Annotated in this window: 16 protein-coding genes, 2 tRNA genes, 1 pseudogene and 1 other annotated feature; of the genes and pseudogenes, 8 read left to right on the top strand and 11 right to left on the bottom strand. The window is 31.3% G+C overall.

Annotated elements, in window-relative coordinates:
* Positions 1-25: 25 nt before the first annotated feature.
* The 10 genes and pseudogenes from PW5551_RS01565 to PW5551_RS01610 form a co-directional block, all read right to left on the bottom strand.
* Entirely contained in the window at positions 26-3,583 is a 3,558-nt protein-coding gene (locus PW5551_RS01565) for a DNA-directed RNA polymerase subunit beta (protein WP_113074062.1), read from the bottom strand.
* A 154-nt stretch (positions 3,584-3,737) separates the two neighbouring features.
* The gene (rplL, locus tag PW5551_RS01570; RefSeq protein ID WP_113073878.1) at positions 3,738-4,124 is read right to left on the bottom strand and encodes a 50S ribosomal protein L7/L12; all 387 of its coding nucleotides are present in this window, start codon (positions 4,122-4,124) and stop codon (positions 3,738-3,740) included.
* 22 nt (positions 4,125-4,146) lie between these two features.
* Positions 4,147-4,689 (bottom strand): 50S ribosomal protein L10, encoded by a 543-nt coding sequence (gene rplJ / locus PW5551_RS01575; RefSeq protein ID WP_113073880.1) that lies wholly within the window; start codon positions 4,687-4,689, stop codon positions 4,147-4,149.
* Between the two features lie 11 nt (positions 4,690-4,700).
* Positions 4,701-4,836, bottom strand: a sequence feature (ribosomal protein L10 leader region).
* 20 nt (positions 4,837-4,856) lie between these two features.
* Positions 4,857-5,500: pseudogene (gene rplA / locus PW5551_RS01580) on the bottom strand (50S ribosomal protein L1).
* Between the two features lie 83 nt (positions 5,501-5,583).
* The gene (gene rplK, locus PW5551_RS01585; RefSeq protein ID WP_113073882.1) at positions 5,584-6,009 is read right to left on the bottom strand and encodes a 50S ribosomal protein L11; all 426 of its coding nucleotides are present in this window, start codon (positions 6,007-6,009) and stop codon (positions 5,584-5,586) included.
* Between the two features lie 49 nt (positions 6,010-6,058).
* Positions 6,059-7,123, bottom strand: coding sequence for a transcription termination/antitermination NusG family protein (locus PW5551_RS01590; RefSeq protein ID WP_113073885.1), 1,065 nt, complete (start codon positions 7,121-7,123; stop codon positions 6,059-6,061).
* 59 nt (positions 7,124-7,182) lie between these two features.
* Positions 7,183-7,401 carry a preprotein translocase subunit SecE gene (gene secE, locus PW5551_RS01595; RefSeq protein WP_113073887.1) on the bottom strand — a complete coding sequence of 73 codons (219 nt, stop codon included), beginning with the start codon at positions 7,399-7,401 and terminating at the stop codon, positions 7,183-7,185.
* A gap of 34 nt (positions 7,402-7,435) precedes the next feature.
* Complete coding sequence (gene rpmG, locus PW5551_RS01600; RefSeq protein ID WP_113073889.1) at positions 7,436-7,600, bottom strand: 50S ribosomal protein L33; 165 nt, start codon at positions 7,598-7,600, stop codon at positions 7,436-7,438.
* Positions 7,601-7,634: 34 nt separating this feature from the next.
* A tRNA-Tyr gene (locus PW5551_RS01605) sits at positions 7,635-7,721 on the bottom strand.
* Between the two features lie 25 nt (positions 7,722-7,746).
* Positions 7,747-7,822 (bottom strand) — tRNA-Thr (locus PW5551_RS01610).
* Between the two features lie 289 nt (positions 7,823-8,111).
* Here PW5551_RS01610 and PW5551_RS01615 point away from each other — a divergent pair.
* The 7 genes from PW5551_RS01615 to PW5551_RS01645 are packed head-to-tail and all read left to right on the top strand — an operon-like array spanning position 8,112 to position 18,303.
* A complete protein-coding gene (locus PW5551_RS01615; protein WP_113073891.1) occupies positions 8,112-10,613 on the top strand; it encodes an ATP-dependent Clp protease ATP-binding subunit in 2,502 nt (833 codons plus the stop codon).
* The gene (gene radA, locus PW5551_RS01620) at positions 10,610-11,956 is read left to right on the top strand and encodes a DNA repair protein RadA (RefSeq protein WP_113073893.1); all 1,347 of its coding nucleotides are present in this window, start codon (positions 10,610-10,612) and stop codon (positions 11,954-11,956) included. Before PW5551_RS01615 ends, radA begins: the two co-directional genes overlap by 4 nt.
* Position 11,957: 1 nt before the next feature.
* Entirely contained in the window at positions 11,958-13,082 is a 1,125-nt protein-coding gene (disA, locus tag PW5551_RS01625; protein ID WP_113073895.1) for a DNA integrity scanning diadenylate cyclase DisA, read from the top strand.
* 1 nt (position 13,083) lies between these two features.
* On the top strand, positions 13,084-13,536 hold the full coding sequence (gene smpB / locus PW5551_RS01630; protein ID WP_113073897.1) for an SsrA-binding protein SmpB: 453 nt from the start codon (positions 13,084-13,086) through the stop codon (positions 13,534-13,536).
* Complete coding sequence (locus PW5551_RS01635) at positions 13,493-14,452, top strand: ABC transporter ATP-binding protein (protein WP_233488394.1); 960 nt, start codon at positions 13,493-13,495, stop codon at positions 14,450-14,452. Before smpB ends, PW5551_RS01635 begins: the two co-directional genes overlap by 44 nt.
* A gap of 30 nt (positions 14,453-14,482) precedes the next feature.
* A complete protein-coding gene (abc-f, locus tag PW5551_RS01640; RefSeq protein WP_113073899.1) occupies positions 14,483-16,291 on the top strand; it encodes a ribosomal protection-like ABC-F family protein in 1,809 nt (602 codons plus the stop codon).
* 32 nt (positions 16,292-16,323) lie between these two features.
* A complete protein-coding gene (locus PW5551_RS01645; RefSeq protein ID WP_113073901.1) occupies positions 16,324-18,303 on the top strand; it encodes a glycoside hydrolase family 13 protein in 1,980 nt (659 codons plus the stop codon).
* 2 nt (positions 18,304-18,305) lie between these two features.
* On the opposite strand, the gene PW5551_RS01650 is transcribed toward PW5551_RS01645, so the two are convergent.
* Positions 18,306-20,129, bottom strand: coding sequence for a hypothetical protein (locus PW5551_RS01650; RefSeq protein WP_113073903.1), 1,824 nt, complete (start codon positions 20,127-20,129; stop codon positions 18,306-18,308).
* A gap of 207 nt (positions 20,130-20,336) precedes the next feature.
* Between PW5551_RS01650 and PW5551_RS01655 the strand changes: the two genes are divergently transcribed.
* Positions 20,337-23,060: an ATP-binding protein gene (locus tag PW5551_RS01655; RefSeq protein ID WP_113073905.1), complete on the top strand. Its 2,724-nt coding sequence runs from the start codon at positions 20,337-20,339 to the stop codon at positions 23,058-23,060.
* The last annotated feature ends 20 nt before the right edge of the window (positions 23,061-23,080 follow it).

A 23,080-nucleotide genomic window follows, 5' to 3' on the forward strand; every position in this document is an offset into this window, starting at 1 on the left:
AAATTGAATCTAATGCAGTGTTGCTTTAAAGTCTATCTACGTCTAATTCATTTCCATCCTCATCAAATAATTTGATTTCAAGCATTAAACCTTGAAGTTCTTTGGTTAATACCTTGAAACTTTCGGGAATACCGGGTTCAGGTAGATTTTCTCCCTTTAATATTGCTTTGTAAACATCATTTCTTCCTTTTATGTCATCGGATTTATATGTAAGCATTTCATTGAGAGTGTGAGCAGCTCCATGAGCCTCAAGAGCCCATACTTCCATTTCTCCGAATCTTTGTCCACCAAAATGGGCTTTACCACCTAATGGTTGTTGATGAATTAAAGAGTATGGGCCTGTAGATCTTGCATGAATCTTATCTTTAGCTATATGAGATAATTTCAACATGTACATAGAGCCTACTGCAACAGGAAAATCGAAAGGTTCTCCTGTTCTTCCATCTCTTAAAACAATTTTACCTGTAGGTTGTTCAGGATTGTCACCCAAGTATAAATTCTTTTCTCTTCTTACTTTACACAATTCTTCCATTATTTCTTGTTCTGTTGCCCCATCAAATATAGGAGTTGCATAATAATCATTTGTTAACATTGATAGCCACCCCAAGTGTAGTTCTAGAATCTGCCCAATATTCATTCTTGATGGGACTCCCAAGGGAGAAAGAAGCATTTGAAGGGGTGTTCCATCCGGTAAAAAAGGCATATCCTCTTTATTCAATATCGTTGAAATAACCCCTTTGTTCCCGTGTCTTCCGGCTAATTTATCTCCAACTTCTAAGGTTTTCTTTGTTGCGATAAAGACTTTAACGTATTTATTAACCCCGATTTCTAAAGAGGGGATATCTTTACGATCAAAAACTTGAACATCTATAACTCTTCCTTCTATACCGTGTGGAACAGTTAACGAGGTGTCTTTTACATCTCTACCTTTATCTCCAAAAACAGATTTAATAAGTTTTTCTTCAGGAGTAGTATCGGATTCGCCTCTTGGTGTAACTTTTCCAACAAGGATATCACCAGAAGATACATAAGAACCAACTTTAACTATTCCTTCTTCATCTAGATTTCTTAACAAGTCTTTTTTTACATTTGGTATATCAGAGGTTATTTCTTCAGGTCCTAGTTGTGTATCCATAGCTTTGGTTTCATATACTTCAATATGAATAGATGTAAAGGTGTCATTTTCAAGTAGTTCCTGACTAACAACCATTGAATCTTCAAAGTTATACCCTTCCCACGGAAGAAATCCTACAAATATGTTTTTTCCTAAAGCTAATTCTCCCATATCCATCGAAGGACCATCAGCTATTGGTTCACCTTTTTCAATTTTATCTCCTACATTTACAATAGGAGTTTGATTTATACACATATCCTGGTTTGAACGTACGTATTTCAATAAAGTATATTCATCTTTTATAGGTTCTTCATTAGAATCTTTAACAACATTATTCTCTTCATCAAGTCTTGTTATAATAATTTTTCTACCATCTACGTAATCAACTATTCCTCGATTTTTTGCGATTATCAGATAACCTGAATCTCTCGCAGCCAACCATTCTACGCCGGTCCCAACAAAAGGTGCTTCGGGCTTTAAAAGTGGAACAGCTTGTCTTTGCATATTAGATCCCATTAATGCTCTGTTCGCATCGTCATGTTCTAAGAACGGAATCAGAGATGCTGAAACAGAAGCAATCTGTTTTGGTGTCACAGAAATATATTCAATTTCATCTCTATGGTATAAACTAACTTTTCCAAGGTACCTTGCTTCTATATATTCTTCTGAGAAGATTCCATCTTCACCAATTTCAGCCGAGGCAGGTGCAATTTTATATAGTTCTTCTTCTTCAGCAGTTAAATATACAATTTTTTCATAATCAATCTTACCTTGCCGAACTCGATAATAGGGAGTTTTCAAAAATCCGTATTCATCAACCTTTGCTAATATAGCCATAGAGGTAATTAATCCAATATTCGCACCTTCGGGAGTTTCTATAGGACACATTCTTCCATAATGGGAATGATGAACATCCCTTACTTCAAATTTAGCATGCTCCCTTTTTAATCCACCAGGACCTATAGCAGATAAACGTCTTTTGTGAGTTAGTTCAGCAAGTGGGTTAACTTGATCTAAAAATTGAGATAATTGGCTAGAGGCAAAAAATTGGTGAAAAGATGTCATCAATGCTCTTGAATTGATTAAAGATTGTGGGCTTATTTTATTGATTGACTGGATACCAGTTAATTTTTCCGGAGCATGTTGAATCATTTTAGAAAAAGCTCTTTCAAATTCTATTTGCAATAATTCACCAACAGATCTAACTCTTTTATTACCCAAATGGTCCCTAGTATCAAGCCCTTCTGTGTTTTCTTCTAATTGAAGCAAATATCTTGCTGATAATATAATATCCATCTTATCTAGAGATAAAGAATTTATTGGGTATCTTATTTTTTCTTCACTATTTTGAGGGATCTCCTTTTTTTCAACTTCTTTTAAATAATCTATATAGGCTTTTCTTAATTTTGTTTGAATCTTTTGCCTACCAATTAACGAAAAGTCAAATTTTTCAGGGTTAAAATACATATTATCTATTTCTTCTTTTGCCTTTTGAGCTTTAGGAATTTCTGAAGGTCTGAGCTTAGAAAATATCTCTTTATATGCTTCTAAAGAAGTCAAAGGACCTTCTTTTTCATATCTTTTTTTCATTCTTTCCATTGTTACTTCTGCGATTCTGTTTGCAACAGTAACGCTTTTAATATCGTATTTTTTTAGAAGCTCTAAGACTTCTTTCAATTTCATTCCGGATATAGTTTTTTGAGGAGGATCCATTTTTTCTAATTCTTGGAACGTTAGATTTGAAAGAACAGTACAATTTAAATAATTAGACAGTTCAACTTCGTCTTCTAAATCTATTTCCTGTGGGAACAAACGTAATATATCCAAATCATTTTCGTATCCTAAAGCTTTTAAAAATAAAAAGAAGTTGAATTTTCTTTTTCTATCAATTCTAACTTGAATAATCTCTTTGCCAGGATTTGGATTGAACAGTATCTCTAGCCATGCCCCTTTTACAGGGAGAAAATGAGCTATAAACATTTCTTTAGCAGTGTCCGTTTCTTCTTCTTTTATAAAGTAAATACCAGGAGATCTGACTAGTTGGTTTACTATAACTCTCTCTGCTCCATTTACGATAAAAATTCCTCTATCAGTCATATGAGGTATGTTGCATAAGAAAATATCATCTTTTTCAATCATTTCACCTGTGGATGTATCGGTTATTCTGACTTTTAAGTAAGCTTTACCTGAGTATGTTAAACCTTTATCCCTACATTCGCTCTCACTATTTGTGGGTTCTTCGTATTTTACCTCGAAAAAATCTATTAGAAATTCTTTGTTCTTTTTGCCACTAATTTTTATGGGGACTTTTATTGGCATGTAACTCTTAATAGTGTTGATAATTTTGTTGGACAAAAAATCTTGGAAAGAATCTTTTTGAATTTTAACTAAATCTTCATAGATTTCAGTTTTTTCAGGAACTTTTCCAAAAAAATTTCTTTTTCTTTTTCCTACTTCCTGGGTAAGAATATTCAAAAGAACCACCTCTATATATGTCTAAAAATAATTGATTCAAAAAATATGCAAAAAATCGCATTAGACAAAAGTCCAATGCGAATTATATTATATCTTTTTTTTTTGAATAAAAGGTTAAAGGATTACGTCAACTTAATTTCGAGTTTAATTATTTTAGTTCTACTTCTGCACCTGCTTCTTCTAATTTTTTCTTAATTTCTTCAGCTTCCTCTTTAGGAGCGCTTTCTTTAATAATTGCTTCGGGAGTACCAGCTTTTTCAACTAAATCTTTTGCTTCTTTAAGACCTAAGCTTGTTATTTCTCTGACAACCTTAATTACACCAATTTTCTTGTCTCCAAAACTCTTTAAAATAACGTCAAAATCAGTTTTCTCCTCTTCCTGAGCAGCTGCCTGTCCTGGTACAGCTCCTGGAACAGCAGCCATGACTGGCGCTGATGCTGAAACTCCGAATTCATCCTCTAATGCCTTAACTAATTCCGCTAATTCTCCTACCGTCATATTTTTGATTTCATTTATAAGCTCTTCTTTTGTCATCTGCCAAACACCTCCGAATTTATTAATTTTCTTTTATTTCTTTAATTGCGTTAAATACATAAACTAATTTTCTCAAGTTATCTGATAATGCATTTACTAATCCATAAATAGGATTGTTAAGGGACCTGACAATTGTTGCATAAAGTTCCTGTTTTGAAGGAAGTTTTGAATATTCTACGGCTTTTTCAGCATCAAAGATCCGTCCTTCTAAAACCCCACCTTTGATAAAAGGTTTATTGTTGTGCGCATCAGAAAATTTCTTTACTGCTTTTAAAACTTCTATGGGGTCAGAACTTTTTGCGTATATAACTCCCGTACTACCTTCAAAAAAATTCTCAAAATCTTCCAAGTTTTTTTCAGACATTTTAACAGCAGTTTTTAGGAGAGAGGTTCTGTAAACTGAAAATACAACATCTTCTCCAAACTCTTTAAACAACACCATTCTAAAATCATTACTTTCAGCTACAGACATACCTGTAAAATCTATTAGCATAATAATAGGTGATGTTTCAAGGGCATCGATGAACTTATCGATAAGAGATTTTTTACGTTCTTTGGTTAACAAAAATAGCACCTCCTTATATAAAAAAAACCGCATGAGGTAGCGGTTTAAAGAAACATAATAATTTCTTTCTAATCCACACCTCGGTAGGCGAGAATAAATCTCTTTAACAGCATGACCTACTTTCTTAGGCACGATATTACTATTAATTTTTTAGGAACCGATATTATCTATGCTACATTCGTTGAAGTTAGAGAACCGATGTCTATTGTTAACCCAGGTCCCATGGTTGGAGCGATTACAGCCTTTCTTAAAAATTTACCTTTGGAATTTTCCGGCTTCATTCTTACAAGCTGCTCTACAGCAGCAATTAGATTTTCTTTCAGATCTTCTTTACTAAACGATACTTTACCTAAGGGTATATGAACATTTCCTGTTCTATCATTCCTTACTTCTACTTTCCCGGCTTTAAACTCAACTACAGCTTGAGCAACATCTTCAGTAACGGTACCGGATTTGGGTGAAGGCATAAGCCTCTTGGGCCAAGAACTTTTCCTAATTTCGCAATCTTTCTCATAATATCAGGAGTTGCGATAGCCACATCGAAATCCGTCCAGTTTTCATTTCCAATCTTGTCAACTAGATCATCAGAGCCAACAAAATCAGCACCGGCGTCTTTGGCTTGTTGAGCTTTTTCGCCTTCAGCAAACACCAAAACTTTAACGTTTTTTCCGGTTCCTTTTGGCAACGATATGGTTCCTCTTACGTTTTGATCACCTTTTTTTGCATCGATTCCTAAGAGTATGTGTAATTCAACTGTTCCATCGAACTTTGTGTAAGAAATCTTTTTGACTGTATCGAGAGCCTCTTCAATATCGTAGACTTTCTGTTTATCTACAAGTTTTGTAGCTTCTTTGTATTTTTTACCACGTTTAGGCATTATTTTCTCCTCCCTTTTTAATCCTTTATTTCTATTCCCATATTTCTAGCAGTTCCCGCAATAATCTTTGCAGCAGCATCTAAATCTTTAGCGTTAAGATCTTTCATTTTTAATTCAGCTATTTCACGAAGTTGTTTTTTTGTAACTTTTCCAACAACTTCTTTTCCAGGTTCTTTTGCGCCAGATTTAACACCTGCAGCTTTTTTAATCAAAAAGGATGCGGGAGGAGTTTTTACAATAAAAGTGAATGACCTATCTTCAAAAACAGAAATTTCAACAGGTAGCAAAGTACCTGCTTGATCAGCGGTCGTTGCGTTAAATTTTTTACAAAACTCCATTAAATTAACTCCATATTGGCCTAATGCAGGTCCAACAGGAGGAGCAGGTGTAGCTTTTCCTGCTTCTAATTGTAATTTTACAATTCTTAAAAGTTTTTTTGCCATTCTTTACAACCTCCTAGTGGTTAATGGGATATATCCCTCCCACATGCTTTCAATCAATTATTTTTTCTATTTCGCCCAAAGATAACGTGACCGTAGTTTCTCTACCAAACATAGTTACTACAACTTGAACTTCTTGCTTTTCTAAATCCAAATGTTTTATTTTACCAGTGAAGTATTCAAAAGGTCCATTAATTATCTTTACATGTTCTCCAATTTCAAAATCAGTTCTGACTTCTTTTATTTGACGTTTTTCGTAACTTTCTTCCCCTATTAGTCTTAAGATTGCTCTAACTTCATTTTTGCTTAGTTTTACAGGCTTACCACCTATATTCAATACGGTAGATACGTAGGGGGCATTTTTTATTAATTTCTCTGTTTCTTTAATATACATCATTTCAACAAATATATAACCAGGAAATAAATTTTTCCTTTTAGTTTTTATTATTTTTATCTCTTTATGAAAAGGAGTTTCTCGAATATCTACTCTTCCAGAAAATTTGGATTTATATTCTTTTGATTCGCTAAGTTTTTCACCAGCACTAATATCATTTCCTAATTTGAAAGTTTCATTTATAAAAGTTTCCCTTGGAACAACATAAATGTCATTTTCATTATTATTGTTTTTTATTAAAATTCTTTTTACTTTCTCTACAGAAACTATTTCCCCGTCTACATCACTTTTATACTCAAAGTTTTTAGTAAAAGGAGTATCGGTATGTACTTTTTTTCCGGTTCTTAAGCCTGATAACAATCCAGAACTTTCAGGGATTAAAAAAGTTTTAGAAAATTTTTTCCCTTCAGTTTCTACTATAATTCTTCTAAAATTTTTCGATTCAATTACTTTACCAGCGTTTTTGACAAAAATTTCCGGCTCTTTTGCTAGTAAATCTCCTTTTTTGACATCTTTTCCTTTTCTAACATATACTTTTGCTTCTTTGCTAACATAAATCTTTTGAACTCTTTTATTACTATAATTCAATTCTTCAACTTCGGGTATAATTATCTTTCCAAAATACTTATTCTCACCAACATTTTTGGCCCTTTCTTCAAGGGTTTCCTTGACTTTATTTTCCATTCCCGAATAAACCTGAAGTATATACCATTCTTTGCGCATTTTTTAGTTTTCACCACAGCTTATATAACAAATTTTGTTTTATATAACTAACTACCAAATTACTGGGATGGTGCACCAGCACCTCTTAAGAATACAGGATATACCAACAAGGAGAAAAATTGCAAAAGGCCAAAATCAACCGCAAAGAGATAAACAGCAAAAATTGCGATTACTATTAAAACAACTAGGGTGGAATTAAGTAATTCTTTTCTTGTTGGCCAATTTACTTTTTTAGCTTCTTGCCATACGGAAGTTAAAAAAACCCAAAATTTAGACATTTTTATACACTCCTAAAATAAGAAATGAGTATAATTATATCTTTGCTTCAACATGTTGAGTATGTTTTCTGCAATGAGGACAGTATTTCTTCAATTCAATTTTTTCTTTGTAATTCCTGTTTTTCTTCTTGTAATAATTTCTATTATTACATTCAGTGCATTTTAAAGAGAAAATTATGGTCTGCGTTTTAGTTGCCATTTTTACCACCTCTTTGAAATATGAATAAAATAAATGGTGGTGAGGGAAGGATTCGAACCTTCGAAGGCAGTCTGCCAGCGGATTTACAGTCCGCCCCCTTTGGCCACTCGGGCACCTCACCAATAAGCTAAGATAAGAAAAATACTTGGAGCCGATGAAGGGACTTGAACCCCCAACCTGCTGATTACAAGTCAGCCGCTCTGCCAATTGAGCTACATCGGCAACATCATTACAATAACCGAAGTTGATTATATCAAACCATCTTAACCTTGTCAATGGCTTTTTAGTTAAAAATATATTAAATCGTTTATCGAATTTCAAAATATCCTCCAAAAAACAAATAACAAAGAATTTATCTTTATATATTTTGTTTTTAACAAAGTTCATGATACAATAATAGTGAGATAAAGGTTTTAGAAAACAATATCAAGAAAAATATAATTAATCGACGGAACGCTTAATAAAAATGTTTGAGTTTTGTGTGTTTCTTAGTTAGAAGGAGGAGAAGGACATGTTTGATAATTTTACAGAAAGAGCAGCAAAAGTATTTATAGAAGCTCAGAATGAGGCAAAACAGATGGGTCATCCTTATGTGGGTACAGAGCACATCCTGTTAGGCCTTCTGAAAGTTGGTGGAAAGCAATTAGAAGTAATATTTGAAGAATTCCATCTTTACTATAATTCCATAAAAATGGAAATTACGAATGTTGTAGGAACAAATTCTACTCAAGGAATAATTGGATCACCTCAACCAACTCCGAGAGCTAAACGTATATTAGAATTAGCATATGATGAAGCTGAATTGATGGGGTTTGGAAAGATTGATGCAGAGCATTTACTTCTGGGGATATGTAGAGAAGCAGAAGGTATAGCTTCCCATATATTAAAGAGATCTGGAATAAATTTAACCTTGATGAGAAGAGAACTAACAGATATGATGATTAAAGGAAAGTCTTCGAGCAGAGGTGAAATTGCCAAAACGGAAGAGCAAGAAGAGAGAAAAAGACAAAAACAGAATGCGCTTAAGCAGCTAGAAGACTATGGAACTGATTTAACAACTCTAGCTGAAAATAATAAGTTAGATCCTATAATAGGCAGAGAAATAGAGATTAACAGAGTTATGGAAATATTAGCGAGAAGAAAGAAAAATAACCCCGTTCTTATAGGAGAGGCCGGAGTTGGGAAAAGTGCCGTAGTTGAAGGTTTAGCTCAACGAATAGCTCAAGGGAAAGTTCCAGAAATTCTTAAAAACAAAACAATCTTTTCTCTCGATATAACTTCAATAGTGGCAGGCACAAAATATCGTGGAGAATTCGAAAAAAGAATGAAAAAACTAATGCAAATACTACAAAAGACCGAAGACATAATACTATTCATAGACGAATTACATATGATTGTCGAAGCTGGCGCAGCCGAAGGGTCTTCAATGGATGCTGCGAATGTATTAAAGCCAGCATTAGCAAATGGAGAAATAACTGTGATCGGTTCTACAACGTCTAGTGAATATAGGAAATTTATAGAAAAAGATCCCGCCCTTGAAAGAAGATTCCAGAAAATATACGTAACTGAGCCAACAATTGAAGAAGCAATTAATATCTTATCAGGTATTAAATTCAAATATGAAGAACATCATAAGGTATTATACAAAAATGAGGCCATCAACGCTGCAGTACACCTTTCCGCTAGATATATCACAGACAGACATTTACCAGATAAGGCTATAGATGTAATAGATGAAGCAGGAGCGAAAGTTAGGTTGCAAGCTTTAACATTACCGGACAAATTGAAATTAGAATCTCAAAAATTAGAAGATTTTGAGTTAAAAAACAAGAAGAATGATTATGAAAAAAGTTCCGAGGAAATTGAAAAACAAATACAAAAAATGAAAGAAAAATATGATAAATCTTATTCAGAGTGGAGAAATAAGGCTGAAAATCAAATAATTGAAATAAATGAAGAAAATATAGCTGAAATTATATCAAACTGGACAGGAGTACCACTTAAACAGCTTAGAGCTGAAGAAATGGAGAAATTATTAAATTTAGAAGCTGTTTTGCACGAGAGAGTTGTTGGACAGGATGAAGCGATCAAATCTATATCTAAAGCTATAAGACGTGCAAGGAGTGGTTTAAAAGACCCAAGAAGGCCGACAGGCGTTTTTATGTTCTTAGGTCCAACTGGTGTAGGAAAAACAGAGTTAGCTAAAACATTAGCATCTTATCTATTTGGCGATGAAACTCATCTAGTAAGAATAGATATGAGTGAATATATGGAAAAATTCAGTGTATCAAGATTGGTAGGGGCTCCCCCAGGATACGTTGGATATGATGAAGGTGGCCAACTAACCGAAGTGGTAAGAAGAAGACCCTACTCTGTAATACTATTAGACGAGATTGAAAAGGCTCATACCGACGTTTACAATATACTCTTACAGATAATGGATGAAGGACGGCTAACTGATTCACAAGGAAGGACAGTTGATTTTAGAAATACAATAATTATTATGACTTCGAATTTAGGTTCTGAGCAAATCAACAAAACTAAAAGAAGCCTAGGGTTTGTAGAAGAAGATACACTGGAAAATGAATACAAAGAAATAAAAAATGAAGTAATGTCGGCAGTAAAAAAGAATTTTAAACCTGAATTTATAAATAGATTAGATGATGTTATAGTTTTCCATCCGTTGACAAAGCACCAACTAAAAAATATTATCAACATTCAATTGAGTGATTTGAAGAGTAGGTTAGAGGAGAAGAATTTAAAACTATCTGTTAAAGAAAGCGCGATTGATTTCTTATTAGATAAAGGTTACGATCCGATTTTTGGTGCAAGGCCTTTAAAGAGAGCTATTCAAAGATATGTGGAAGACCCCCTTTCTGAAGAGATTCTCAAAGGTAAATTTGAAGAAGGTAGTCGCATCTTAGTAACTTACCGAAAAACAGATGAAAAACTTGTATTTAGAAAAGGGCCAAAAGCTAAGAAAAAAATAGAAAAGAAAGTGGTCAACAGTTGAAAAAGTCTGAAAAATACTATGTTTGCAACAATTGTGGTTATGAATCAGATAAATGGTTTGCTAAATGTCCCATGTGTAATGAATTGGAATCCGCGGTAGAGTATACCGCGGATCTTAATTTAAAAGGGGAACATATAGAAACACCGAATATTATTTTTCTTGATCAAAAAGTTGATCCGCCTAAAAAGATACCTACAAATTTCAAAGAAGTTGATCAGGTTCTTAATGGTGGGTTGGTAAAAGGAGCTGTATATTTATTAAGTGGGGAACCAGGTATTGGAAAAAGTACGCTTTTGTCACAAATGGCGAAATTTATTGAAGATACAAATGGTTCTATAATATACGTTTCTGGAGAAGAATCAACTGAACAAGTAATTCAAAGGTTTTATAGGTTAGGAATTAATAATAAAAATATTGGTTTAGTATTTGAAAGTAATGTTGAATCTATTATTAAATCGTTTGAGAAAAATCATGTAAAACCTTTTGTTGTATTTATTGATTCCATTCAGACTTTAAAAAGTGAAAATGTAGATTCTTCCCCAGGAAGTATAATTCAAGTAAGAGAAAGTGCACGAAAAATGGTTGAATTTGCGAAAACAAGAAATGTAACGATAATATTGGTTGGTCATGTAACAAAAGAAGGTTCTATTGCTGGGCCAAAAATTTTAGAGCACATGGTTGACTGTGTTTTACAAATGGATATAGAAGGAAGTTCTGGTTTAAGGTTGCTTAAAGTAACGAAAAATCGTTTTGGACCTACAGATGAAGTAGTTTTATTTGAAATTTCACAAAAAGGTTTAAAACCAATAGAGAATATTACCAGTTTCTTACTTTCTGATTATTCAAATGAACCAGGGAATACACTTTCAATAGTTAAGGTAGGTCAAAAACTATTACCAATTGAAATTCAAGCTTTAGTTAGTAATCCAGTATACGGTTCTCCAAGAAGAGTTACTTCTGGGATACCATTAGATAGACTTTTAATGATTATTGCGGTTCTTTCTAAAAAATTAAAGTTGCCTTTAGAAAGCAAAGATATCTTTGTTAATACTGCCGGTGGTTTAAGGATAACAGACAGTTCTATGGACGTTGCAATTGCTTTATCGTTAATTTCTTCTTATTTAGATTTGCCCCTTTCATTTTTTCTAATTGCTTTCGGAGAAATTGGTTTAGATGGAAGAATCAGAGGAATATCCCTTTTGGAAAAAAGAATCGAACTTGCGAAAAAAATAGGTGCAGAGAATATTATTTCTCCAAAAAAATTTTCTGACAAGAAAATTAAAATAAATGTTGTAGAAAACATAAAAGATTTGATAAAATTATTTAAAAAAGGGGAAAATTAAAATGGACGAAAAATTGGGAAAGATTTTTAAACTGATGGCTCCGGGAAAACCAATAAGGAAAGGGATAGATAGGATAATGGAGGCAAATTTAGGGTCTTTGTTATTCTTTTGTTCTCGTCCGGAAGAGTATCTTAAAGATGGACTTATACAACCCGGATTCAAACTTGAATCTGATTTTTTGCCTGAGAAAATATATGAATTATCAAAAATGGATGGTGCAATTGTTCTAAACGAGAGTGGAACAAAAATTTTAGCCGCGAATGCTCAATTAAACCCTGATAAAAACATCTCAAGTTCCGAAACTGGGATGAGACATAAAACTGCGGAAAAGGTTTCTATACAAACAGGAGATTTAACAGTTGCAGTTTCTAAGAGGCGTAATATTGTTTCAGTTTATTATAATAAAATGAAATATGAATTATTACCTGAGAATGTTCTATTTGCTAGGCTTAATCATGAGATTACTATTGCTCAAAGATATCGTCAAAGCTTTATGAATCTTTTGGATAATCTTAATATAGAAGAAATGAAAGAGGAGGTTACCCTATTAGATATTGTAGAGATTATTTCTAAGGGGCAACTAACTTTAAAAATTACACAAAAAGCTGAGAAATATCTTTTAGAATTAGGTGAAATAGCTGGAAGCGCTAAGCTTGAATATGAAGAAATTCTACGCACCATTCCTCGCCTTTTAGGGGCAGTGATTATGGATTATGCCTCAAAGGATCTTGAATGCCAAAAACCTGACGAAGCAATTGATATATTTGAAAATTTAGATGTTGATGATTTGGTTGATCCTTTTAAAATAGCAAAAACATTGGGTTATGAAAATGTATCTTCTGAAGATGATTTAGAAGAAACATTCTTAACTTCGCGTGGTTACAGAATACTTTATTCAACTAAATTACCTGCAAGTGCAGTTAGGAATGTTGTAGAAAGCTTTAAGAATCTATCGGAGTTGATGAAAGCAACTTTTGAGGAATTAACAAACGTTTCGGGAATCGGAAAGCGCCGAGCGGAAATTATTATAGGTGCATTAAATAAGAAAAAGAAAGAAAAAGAAGAAATTTCATTAGATTTATCAAACAACATTGAAAGCAACAATATCCAAGAAGAGGTGAACTGATATAAAAATTTTAGCTAAAAACAAAAAAGCTAAACATGATTATGAAATTATTGAAACTATAGAGGCTGGAATTTCTTTAAAAGGAACTGAAGTAAAATCTGCAAAAGATAGTAAGATTAATTTCAAAGATAGTTTTTGTAAGATAGAAAAAGGTGAAATAATCTTGTACAATATTCATATAAGTCCTTATTCCGGAGCATCAATATTTAATCATGATCCTGAAAGGCCAAGAAGATTATTACTAAGAAAAAAAGAAATAAGAAGACTTCAATCAAAGGTTCAACAAGAGGGATTTACTATAATACCGTTGGAGTTCTATGTTAACGAAAAAGGGTTGGTTAAGGTAGAAATAGCTCTTGCAAAGGGTTTAAAAAAATATGATAAAAGAGAGAAGATTGCAGAAAAAGACTATGAAAGGAGAATTAGAAAACAACAAAAATATGAAAACATATGAAAAAGTAACAGAAGCTATATCAATTGAAGGTTTAACAAAGAAATTTGGTAAGACTGTCGCTGTTGATAATGTTGATTTGAAAATAAATACTGGAGAAATTTTTGGATTAATTGGTCCTAATGGAGCTGGAAAATCTACTATTATGAAAACTATTTCTACTCTTTTATCCCCAACATCAGGGAAGGTAGAAGTGTTTGGAGTGGAACTTTCTAGAAACAAACAACATGTAAGGAATATGATTTCTTTAGTTTCTGACTATTCGGTTTTAGAAAATGATTTGACTCCTGTTGAAAATTTAAAGCTTTTTGCTATTGCAGCAAAGGTTGAAAATGCTGAGACTAAAATAAAAACATTTATAAAAGATTTTGGTTTAGATAAATACAAGAATAAGCTTACAAAAAATCTTTCTTCTGGGAACAAGCAAAAGTTAAACATTGCTAGAGCACTTCTTAAATCACCAAAGATACTTTTATTAGATGAACCTACAAATGCCATAGATGTAGAATCTTCAAGGTTTATAAGAAGGTACATATTGAATGAAAATATTACTAATGGAACAACTATTGTCATTACTTCTCATTATTTATGGGAAGTGGAGCAATTAGCTAACAGTGTAGGTTTGATTGTAGATGGCAAATTGGTCATCAAAGATAACATAGAAAATGTTTATAAAAGGTTTGATTCGATAATTAATATTTACGAGTTAACGTTTAATGAAGAACAACACGATAAAGTTATGAATTCTCTTAAAACCAATAAAGATGTCATCGCCATTAAACCAGTATCAAAAGAAAAAGTTATAATTGATTCAAAAAATAGTACTTTTACTTTGAATGGGATCGATGTTTCAGTAAGGAAATTGCGACCTACTTTGGAGGATATTTATTCATATATACTAACTCAACCTGAAAAATAATTAATTCTTTTATTGCAAGGGTGATTCTTTTTGTTGTTAAGACTTGAGAACGTTTCACATAATTTTGGCGAATTTGATTTATTTTACGATGTGGAATTATCTATTAATGAACAAGACAAGATTGCACTTATAGGGAAAAATGGTTCTGGAAAAACCACGCTTCTTAATATAATATACGGCTCTATAGAACCTATTGAAGGTAAAGTGATAAGAAAAAATAATTTGGAAATATCTTTACTAAAACAATACAGAATAAATTTAAATGATAAAGTTCCTTCTATATATGATTTCCTAAAAGAAAGTGTGAAGAAAAGTTTTTCTGATTATCTTGTTGATAAAACGGTGAGAAGTGTCTTAGTTGGGCTAGGCTTTGAAGAAAATCAATGGGATAGGAAGATCTCAACTTTAAGTGGTGGAGAATTGACCCGATTATCTCTTGGCAAAACTCTTTCAGAAAAAAGTGATTTATTACTTCTTGATGAACCTACTAACCATCTAGATCTTTTTTCTATAGAATGGCTCATCAACTATTTAAAAGGATATAAAGGAGCAATGGTTATAGTTTCTCATGATAGAAAATTTTTAAGCGAATTATGCGATAAATATTGGGAGATTAACAATTCTAAGATTTGGGATTTTAAAGGTAGTTACGAGGAGTATATGCAAACTAGGAAAATTTATATAAATTCTATAACTGCTAGAAAAGAAAATTTAGAAAAAGAAATAGATAGATTGGAAATAATGGTGGAACGTTATAGAAAGTGGGCAACTGAAAAGATGATGAGACAGGCAATCATTAGAGAAAGAAAAATTAAGCAACTAAAAGAAGAACTAGAAGGAATAAAAAGTATAGAAGATGAGACCCCTAATAAAATAAAAATTCCTGATCCTATAAAAACGGGTTTTAAAGTTATAAAGGTTAACTCTCTTTCCTTTTCTTATAACGGAGAACCTCTTCTGAAAAATATCTCTTTTGAATTATTTGAAGAGGAAAAAATAGCCATTTTAGGAAAGAATGGGTGTGGCAAAAGTACATTATTAAGATTATTAACTAAAGAACTAGAAAATTACAAAGGGAAGATTGAATGGGGGCATAATATTAAAGTAGGATATTTAGATCAGGTTATATCAAATCTCTCTCAAGAGTCCGATGTTTTAAGTGAAACTTGGAAACTTGTTAAAGATTGGAAAGATTTTGAAGTTAGGAAGTATTTAGGAAGGTTTGGATTTTATGGATCTGAAGTTTTTAAAAAAATAACCGATCTTTCAGGTGGAGAACTAACAAGATTAGCTCTCGCAAAAATATTGCTTGAAAAACCGAACGTTTTAATATTGGACGAACCAACGAATCATCTGGATATTCTTACGATACAAACGATAGAAGACGCTTTAAAAGATTATAAGGGAGCTATGATTTTTGTATCCCACGATGAATCTTTTATAGAAAATATTGCCGATAAATTTTTGTTAATTGATCGAGGTAGGTCAATTATTTTGGATGATTTAAAAACTGTTTTAAATACTATAAAAAATTCTTCTTTTAAAATAAAAAAAGGTAAAAGTGAAAATGTTGATTATGAAAAAAGCAAAAAGATTAAAAACCGGATCAAAACAGTAAATGAAAAAATTAGTACTATCAGAATGAGATCTGAGTCTTTATTTGAAAAATTAGATATTATTGAAGCTAAACTTTTTGATTTTGGCGACGATTATATAAAGGTATCTAAATTAATGAAAGAAAAAAATGAATTGGAAAAAGAACTTTTAAACCTACAAAAGTTGGAAAGTCAATACATTGATGAACTGAAACTATTGGAAAAAGAAAGTAACAGTTTATAATTTGTATAATGAAATAATAAATGGAGGCAATTATGAAAGGCATATATTCAGATCAAACTAAAAACTTTCTTTTCCCTGAAGAGCCAAGCGTTGGGGATTTAGTAACTGTAAGACTAAGGATTCCAAAATATATAGGCAAAAGTTTGGGAAACGTTAAATTCGCTCCTGCAAAGAATTCAAAAAGTTATCAACATAAAAAAATGGTTTTCTTCAAAGAGACAGAGTACTTTTACTACTACCAAAGCACTTTCGAAATGCCTGATAGGTTGGTTAAATACCATTTTGAAATTAAATTACTTGAAAAAAACAAAGACATTTTGTACGATAGTATGGGTATTGTTGAAAACAGACCTGTAAACGATTTTAGGCTTATTGCCTCTTTTAAAACTCCTAAGTGGTCCCACGGTTCTATTTATTATCAAATATTTGTTGACAGGTTCAACAATGCAGACAAATCAAATGATCCGGTGAATCATGAATATCAATACGATGGAGAAGAAGTTGTAAAAAAAGAATGGGATGAATTACCAGATCCAAAAAATGGGCACAGAGAATTCTATGGAGGAGATTTAAATGGTGTTTTGGAAAAAATAGATTATTTGAAAGATTTAGGTGTGGAAACGATTTACTTCAATCCGATATTTGTATCACCAAGCCCACATAAATATGATACTCAGGATTATGAACACGTGGATCCTCATTATGGAGTCATAGAAGAAGATTCCGAAGATTTAAATGATAAATACAAGGTAAGAACAACATCAAAGATAAATCTTGAGAAAAGTGACCAACTGCTAAAAAAATTAATTGAGGAAGCTCACAAAAAAAATATGAGAGTCGTGCTTGATGGGGTTTTTAATCATTGCGGTTCTTTTCATAAATGGATTGATGAAATGAATTTGTATGATAATGAAGGTGTAGCTCATAATATAAACTCTCCATATAAAAGATATTTTTATTGGGGTTCAGAGAAAAAGTATGAAGGCTGGTGGGGCTTTTCTACTCTTCCCAAATTAAACTATGGAAATATTACTTTATGGAAATATATAAGCGATATTGGGAAAAAATGGGTCAGTGAACCTTTTAATATTGATGGATGGAGACTTGATGTAGCAGATGATCTGGGAAAATCTTTTGAAATGAATTCATCATTCTGGAGATTTTTTTACAAAATTGTAAAAAAGGCTAACCCAGAATCTGTCATATTTGCAGAAATATACAAATCTCCTTTAGCTTGGTTAGAAAAAATATGTTGGGATTCCATAATGAACTATATTACCTGTATGGACCCTGTCAGTTATTTCTTAACGGGGACTGAGAAACATAACGAAGATTACAAACCAGATTATCTTAAGAATTCAAATTATTTTGTAAATTCAGTAAGATGGGCATTATCTCAACTACCTATGAATAGTAAATTTATTGCTCTCAATCAATTAAGTAATCACGACCATTCACGATGGATGACGAGAACTACTCAACAAATTGGTAGGCTTGGTCAAAAATCACATGATGAGGCTTCAAAAGGAAAGGATATAGATGTCTTTAAAATGGGGATGGTTATGATGTTTACTTTACCAGGATCTCCAGGTTTGTTCTATGGAGATGAAATAGGATTAGAAGGATGGACGGACCCTGATAATCGTAGGCCCTTCCCATGGGGGAAAGAATCTCAAGAAAACAAAGAGATATTTAATTTCACAAAAGAATTAATTAAATTATATAAAAAACATCCTGTTATGAGAAAAGGTTCATTTGATTTTCTCGATTGGAAAGATGGATATATTTCTTATGGATTATGGGATGAAGATGAAAGTTTAATTATCTTGATCAATAGGGAAGATGAAGATATTGAAATTAAATTACCTTTATGGATCTTAGATAAAGAAAATGGAAGATTAGAAGTTTTATTTTCTACAAAAAAAATTGATCTGAGAAATGACAAATTTGAAAAAGGAGAAAAAATTTTAACAATTCCTTCCAAAATTGCTTCGATAATAAAAATAGAGTAAATTCATAACACTAGTTTTTTAGCATTGAAAAGAGGAAGAGTGTTTTCCAGTTGTTCTAATTGAAGATTTTCCAAGATATTATATTTAACGATCCCTTTTGAAGGAAAAGATATATAAAGATTATTATTTTTATATTCTAAACCTAATATAGGTAATTCTAAATCGATCGTTTTATATACATTGAAGTTTTTACTTTTTATTATATTTAATTTTGAACCGTAGGAATAAAATATGTATTCTTCAGTTATTATGATGTTATCAGGAACGTATTGGTATCCATAATAATCAAATGGATCAAAATTATAATCTAGTCTTAAAATCCCTTTATCAGTTAAAAGAAAAAAATCATTATCAATATAGTATATATTATTAATATGATCCTTTGAATAAAACTTATAGTTCATCTCTTTTGTTAATAGATTAACCTGTATTATTTTGTCGGGTTGGGTAACATATACATAATTTTTTAAACTCGTTATATCTGTAAAACCTCCTTCAAGTATTTTTGTTCCTTTTTCAAATGAATAAATACCATCTATACCTATTACAAAAACACTCTCGCTTGTCTCTTTTATATTTTCAATCATAGCAGGAAAAACTTTTTTTGTTGCCTCATTCACAGTGTGAAAAATTACTCTTTTATCCTGTATTTCATAAAATCCTTCTTTTCCTTTGACGAGTTGACCAATATATTCTTTTTCCCATATTTTGTCTTTGTTATTATCTATAAAGATTATCTTTCCACCTTCATCAATCAATACTCCTTCTTCCAAAATAACAAAATTGTTTATATTATTTACCAAATTTATGTGTTGAACCTGCTTCTTATCTTTTAAATCATAAATATATAAGCCATTTTGATTGTTTGAAATGTATAATAATTCTTCATCAATGGTTATATTTGAAAGAGATAGATTCTTATTTAGTATATTTTCTATTTCTAATGAATTTAAATTAATTTTTGATACTCCATTTTCTGTAGAAAATAATAGATAGGTATCTTCAAGATAAATAGAAAAAGACCTTATATCCAATATATTCGAGGGATTAAGATTTTTATTGAAAGGCTTTATTACCTCTTCCATGTCAAATACCAAAATCCCGTATAAATCATCATTTATTATCAAGTAATTATTATTAAAAGTCATCATCTTAGGAGATAACAATTTTTCATAATGGTTGATTTCCTTGAGTGCTTGATCTTCCTCTATAATAAATATTTTTAAACCTAATCCTGGTCCGAAGGCTATCAAGTATTTATTGTATATATCAACTCCAGCAACAATTCCAGGGAGTCGGATGTGTTCCTTTAATCTAATATAAATGTTGTCTCTTAACTCAAAACTAACTAAGCCATTTTCTCCATCGCCGACAAAAATCATTTCACCATTTGTTACTAAAGATAAAGAATCACCAAAAGTATTGTAGCTATTCAACAAAGAAGGCTTAGTGGGTTCAGAAAAATCAAAAATCTTTAAACCCTCTCTATCCACTACATAAAAATAATCTCCATATAACTGCCCGTCATTAACATATTTACCATAGTTTATGGCTGTGATTATCTCTCTAGTTAATTTGTCAAAAACATAAAATCCTTCATATCCGGCCAATAATACACCATATCTTTCTTCTTGATCCAAATGATTGACCACATCTTTGACTTCAACTTTTTTTTCTTCTATTGCGAAGAATTCAATGTCTTCTTCATATAAATTTGATTTGCGAATATTAAAGAAATTAGCAAGAACGAATATTAAAAAAACGATTACTAATAATAATATTATCAAAAATCCTAAAACGTGAAAATTTTTTCTTTCTATATTCATATGCCTTCTCCATATTTATTTTATCTTTAAATTTCTTTCGATGAAATTATAGCATATTATTATTTTACACTATAACGGATAATTAAGGTGTTTTTATCTTTAGAACATAAATTTAACTTTTATTTTTGTTTAATTAATTTATTAGCATAATAAAGTGTTATAATTATTTATTGGTTAAAACAAATAGAAAAGTGTGGAGTGAAAAGTATGATTAACAAATTTTTAAATATGGTGTACAATGAAGATGATGAGAATATTTTAAGATCAACTTTTCAAGAATTATCTTTGCATTTAAAAGAAAAATTTGGAAAAGACAATATTGTTTTTATTTACCAATCAAGCAGAGAAGTACTAAAATCTCTTGCTTCTACTACTACTATTGGAACTAAGGATGGAGTAAAAATATATTTACGAGGGAATGAAAAATTAAAATCAAAAATTTTCTCTCAAGAGATAGTGCCTTTTAATTTAAATAATAACCAAACAATTTATTTATATCCCTTTTCCTCCGCAAATTCTATAATGGGGGCAGTGGGTTTTTTAGATTGTGAAATTGAAAAAGAATATTTCGATCAAGAGTTTCATAGTTATTTGATATTAATCGATCTAATATTAGAAAAATTAAAAAGTAAAGAGCTGGAAAGCAAAGTTATTTTAATGGAACAGTTGACAGATATTATTGAGGAAATAACAGAAGAAAATATTATTATTAACAACGTAATAGAAATACTAAAAGAATCATTACATGCTGAATGTATAGCTTTTTGGGAATATCATGGTGATTATTTAGAATTAAAGTATTATAGAGGAATTGATGATGACTTAATAAAAAATGCTAAAATTGATTTACAAAATACTCTTGAAGGAAAGGCTATACTGGGGAAGAATAGTTTCATGGTGGTTGGAAGAGAAAATTTTGAAAATTATGATAATCCATTTAATATTGATTTGAAATCCTCCATTTATTCTCTTATACAACAAAACGAAGAACTTTATGGTGTTTTAAGCGTATATAATAGAGAAGAAGGTTATGAAAATAGAACCTACAAAAATTTTGATGAAACTGACTTTCATGTATTTTCAGATACAGCTAAAAGGTTAGCGTTTTCTCTCCATAGAATTAAATTGTACAAAAAGTTAGAAGATGAGGTTACAAAATTAACTGATCTAAAGAAAAATTACGAGCAGTTAATTGAAACACAAAAAGAGCATTTAGATATGATGAATGCTATAGATAAGATATCTCAGGCTGTTAGGACTGTTTATGATAAAAATCTCGCTATTAAGATCATGCTTTTAGGCATGACTTCAGGAAGGGGTTTAAAATTTAATAGGGCGTTGTATTTAGAAAAAGATAAAATAAGAGGATTTTTAGTTCCGAAAATTTGGGTAGGGCCCGATACTGAAGAAGAAGCTAATGAAATATGGAAGGAAGCAAATATGGTAGCTTTAAAATATGGAAGTATTGTACAATATCTTAAAGAAGAAGCTGGTAAACTTCCTACGAATAATAAACTTATTCAAAGTTTACAAAATAAGGTTTTGGCATACAAAGGCCATCCAATTTTAGAAAGAGTGGTTGAAAAGAAGCAAGTAGTTCATATTGTTCCGCAAATGTTAGAAATAAAATGGGAAGATTTAGAAGATATTTATGATATAGTTAAAACTGAGGAGTTTCTTATTTTTCCTGTTGCTGGGATGACTGAAACAAAGGGAGTTGTGATAATAGATAATAAGATTAATAAAAAGACAATTACAAATATAGAAATCGAGATAGTAAGATTGTTCAAAGATAATATGGGACTAGCTTTGGAAATGATAGAAAACTACCAGGAATTGAAACAAAAAACTCAGCATTTAGAAGAGCAAAAAGATTTGATGGATTATTATAGAAGATTCAAAAATAATATATTACAAAATTTGGCTGTGGCTATATTAGTTGTAAATAGAAACGGTAAAATAATCGAGTGGAACAGACAAGCAGAAAAACTCTTTTCTAGGCCAAGAGAAAACATGCTTGGCACCTCTATTCACGAAATAAAAGATATTGTAGGAGAAGAAATTATAGATAAAATTTTAGATATTTATGAAAGCAGGCATCACTTAAAAATAAAGAATTACAAGGTAGAAAATTCCGAAAAGGCAAAAGTTTTTGATGTTCAATTATCTCCATTGCGAAATGAAGATTTAGGAGTAATTGAAGGAGTAATAATTGTTTTTGACGATGTAACAGAGTTATATAACCTTCAAAAAGAGATGGAAAAAAGAGAGAGACTCGCTGAAATGGGGGAAATGACTGCGAAGATTGCCCATGAAGTTAGAAATCCCATTACAATAATCGGAGGATTTTTAAATAGAATATCGAAAATAAGTGAAAGCAAAGATATTGATAATTATACTAAGATTATTGAAGAAGAGCTTTCTCGTTTGGAAAAGATCGTCAATGAGATTTTGCAGTATTCTAGGGGTTCAAAATTATCAGAAATCGAAGAGGTAAACATTATTGAACTCATTCGAGAGACACTGTTATTATATGAAGATTTTATACAGCAAAAGGGGGTTATGGTTAATACTGATTGGTTAAAAGATGAAATTTTAATCAGGTTAGATAAGGATAAGATAAAACAAGTTTTGATGAATTTGATAAAAAACGCCGTCGAATCGGTTAATAATAACGGGAAAATATTTATCAAAGTTGGAATTACTGAAGAGAACAATATCTTTTTTGAAATTACAAACGATGGCCCTCAAATACCTAAAGAAATTCAAGAAAATCTATTTTTGCCATTCTTTACTACAAAAAACAAAGGCACTGGTCTAGGTTTGGCAATTTGTAAAAAAATAATAGAAGAAGAACATAAAGGTAAGATTTATTTGGTAAAATCTGATGAAGAAGGCACTACCTTCAGATTTGAAATTCCCAATAATTGAGTTATTTCAAATAAGAATAA

Source organism: Petrotoga sp. 9PW.55.5.1 (genome assembly GCF_003265365.1).
In the GTDB taxonomy this organism is placed as follows: Bacteria; Thermotogota; Thermotogae; order Petrotogales; family Petrotogaceae; genus Petrotoga.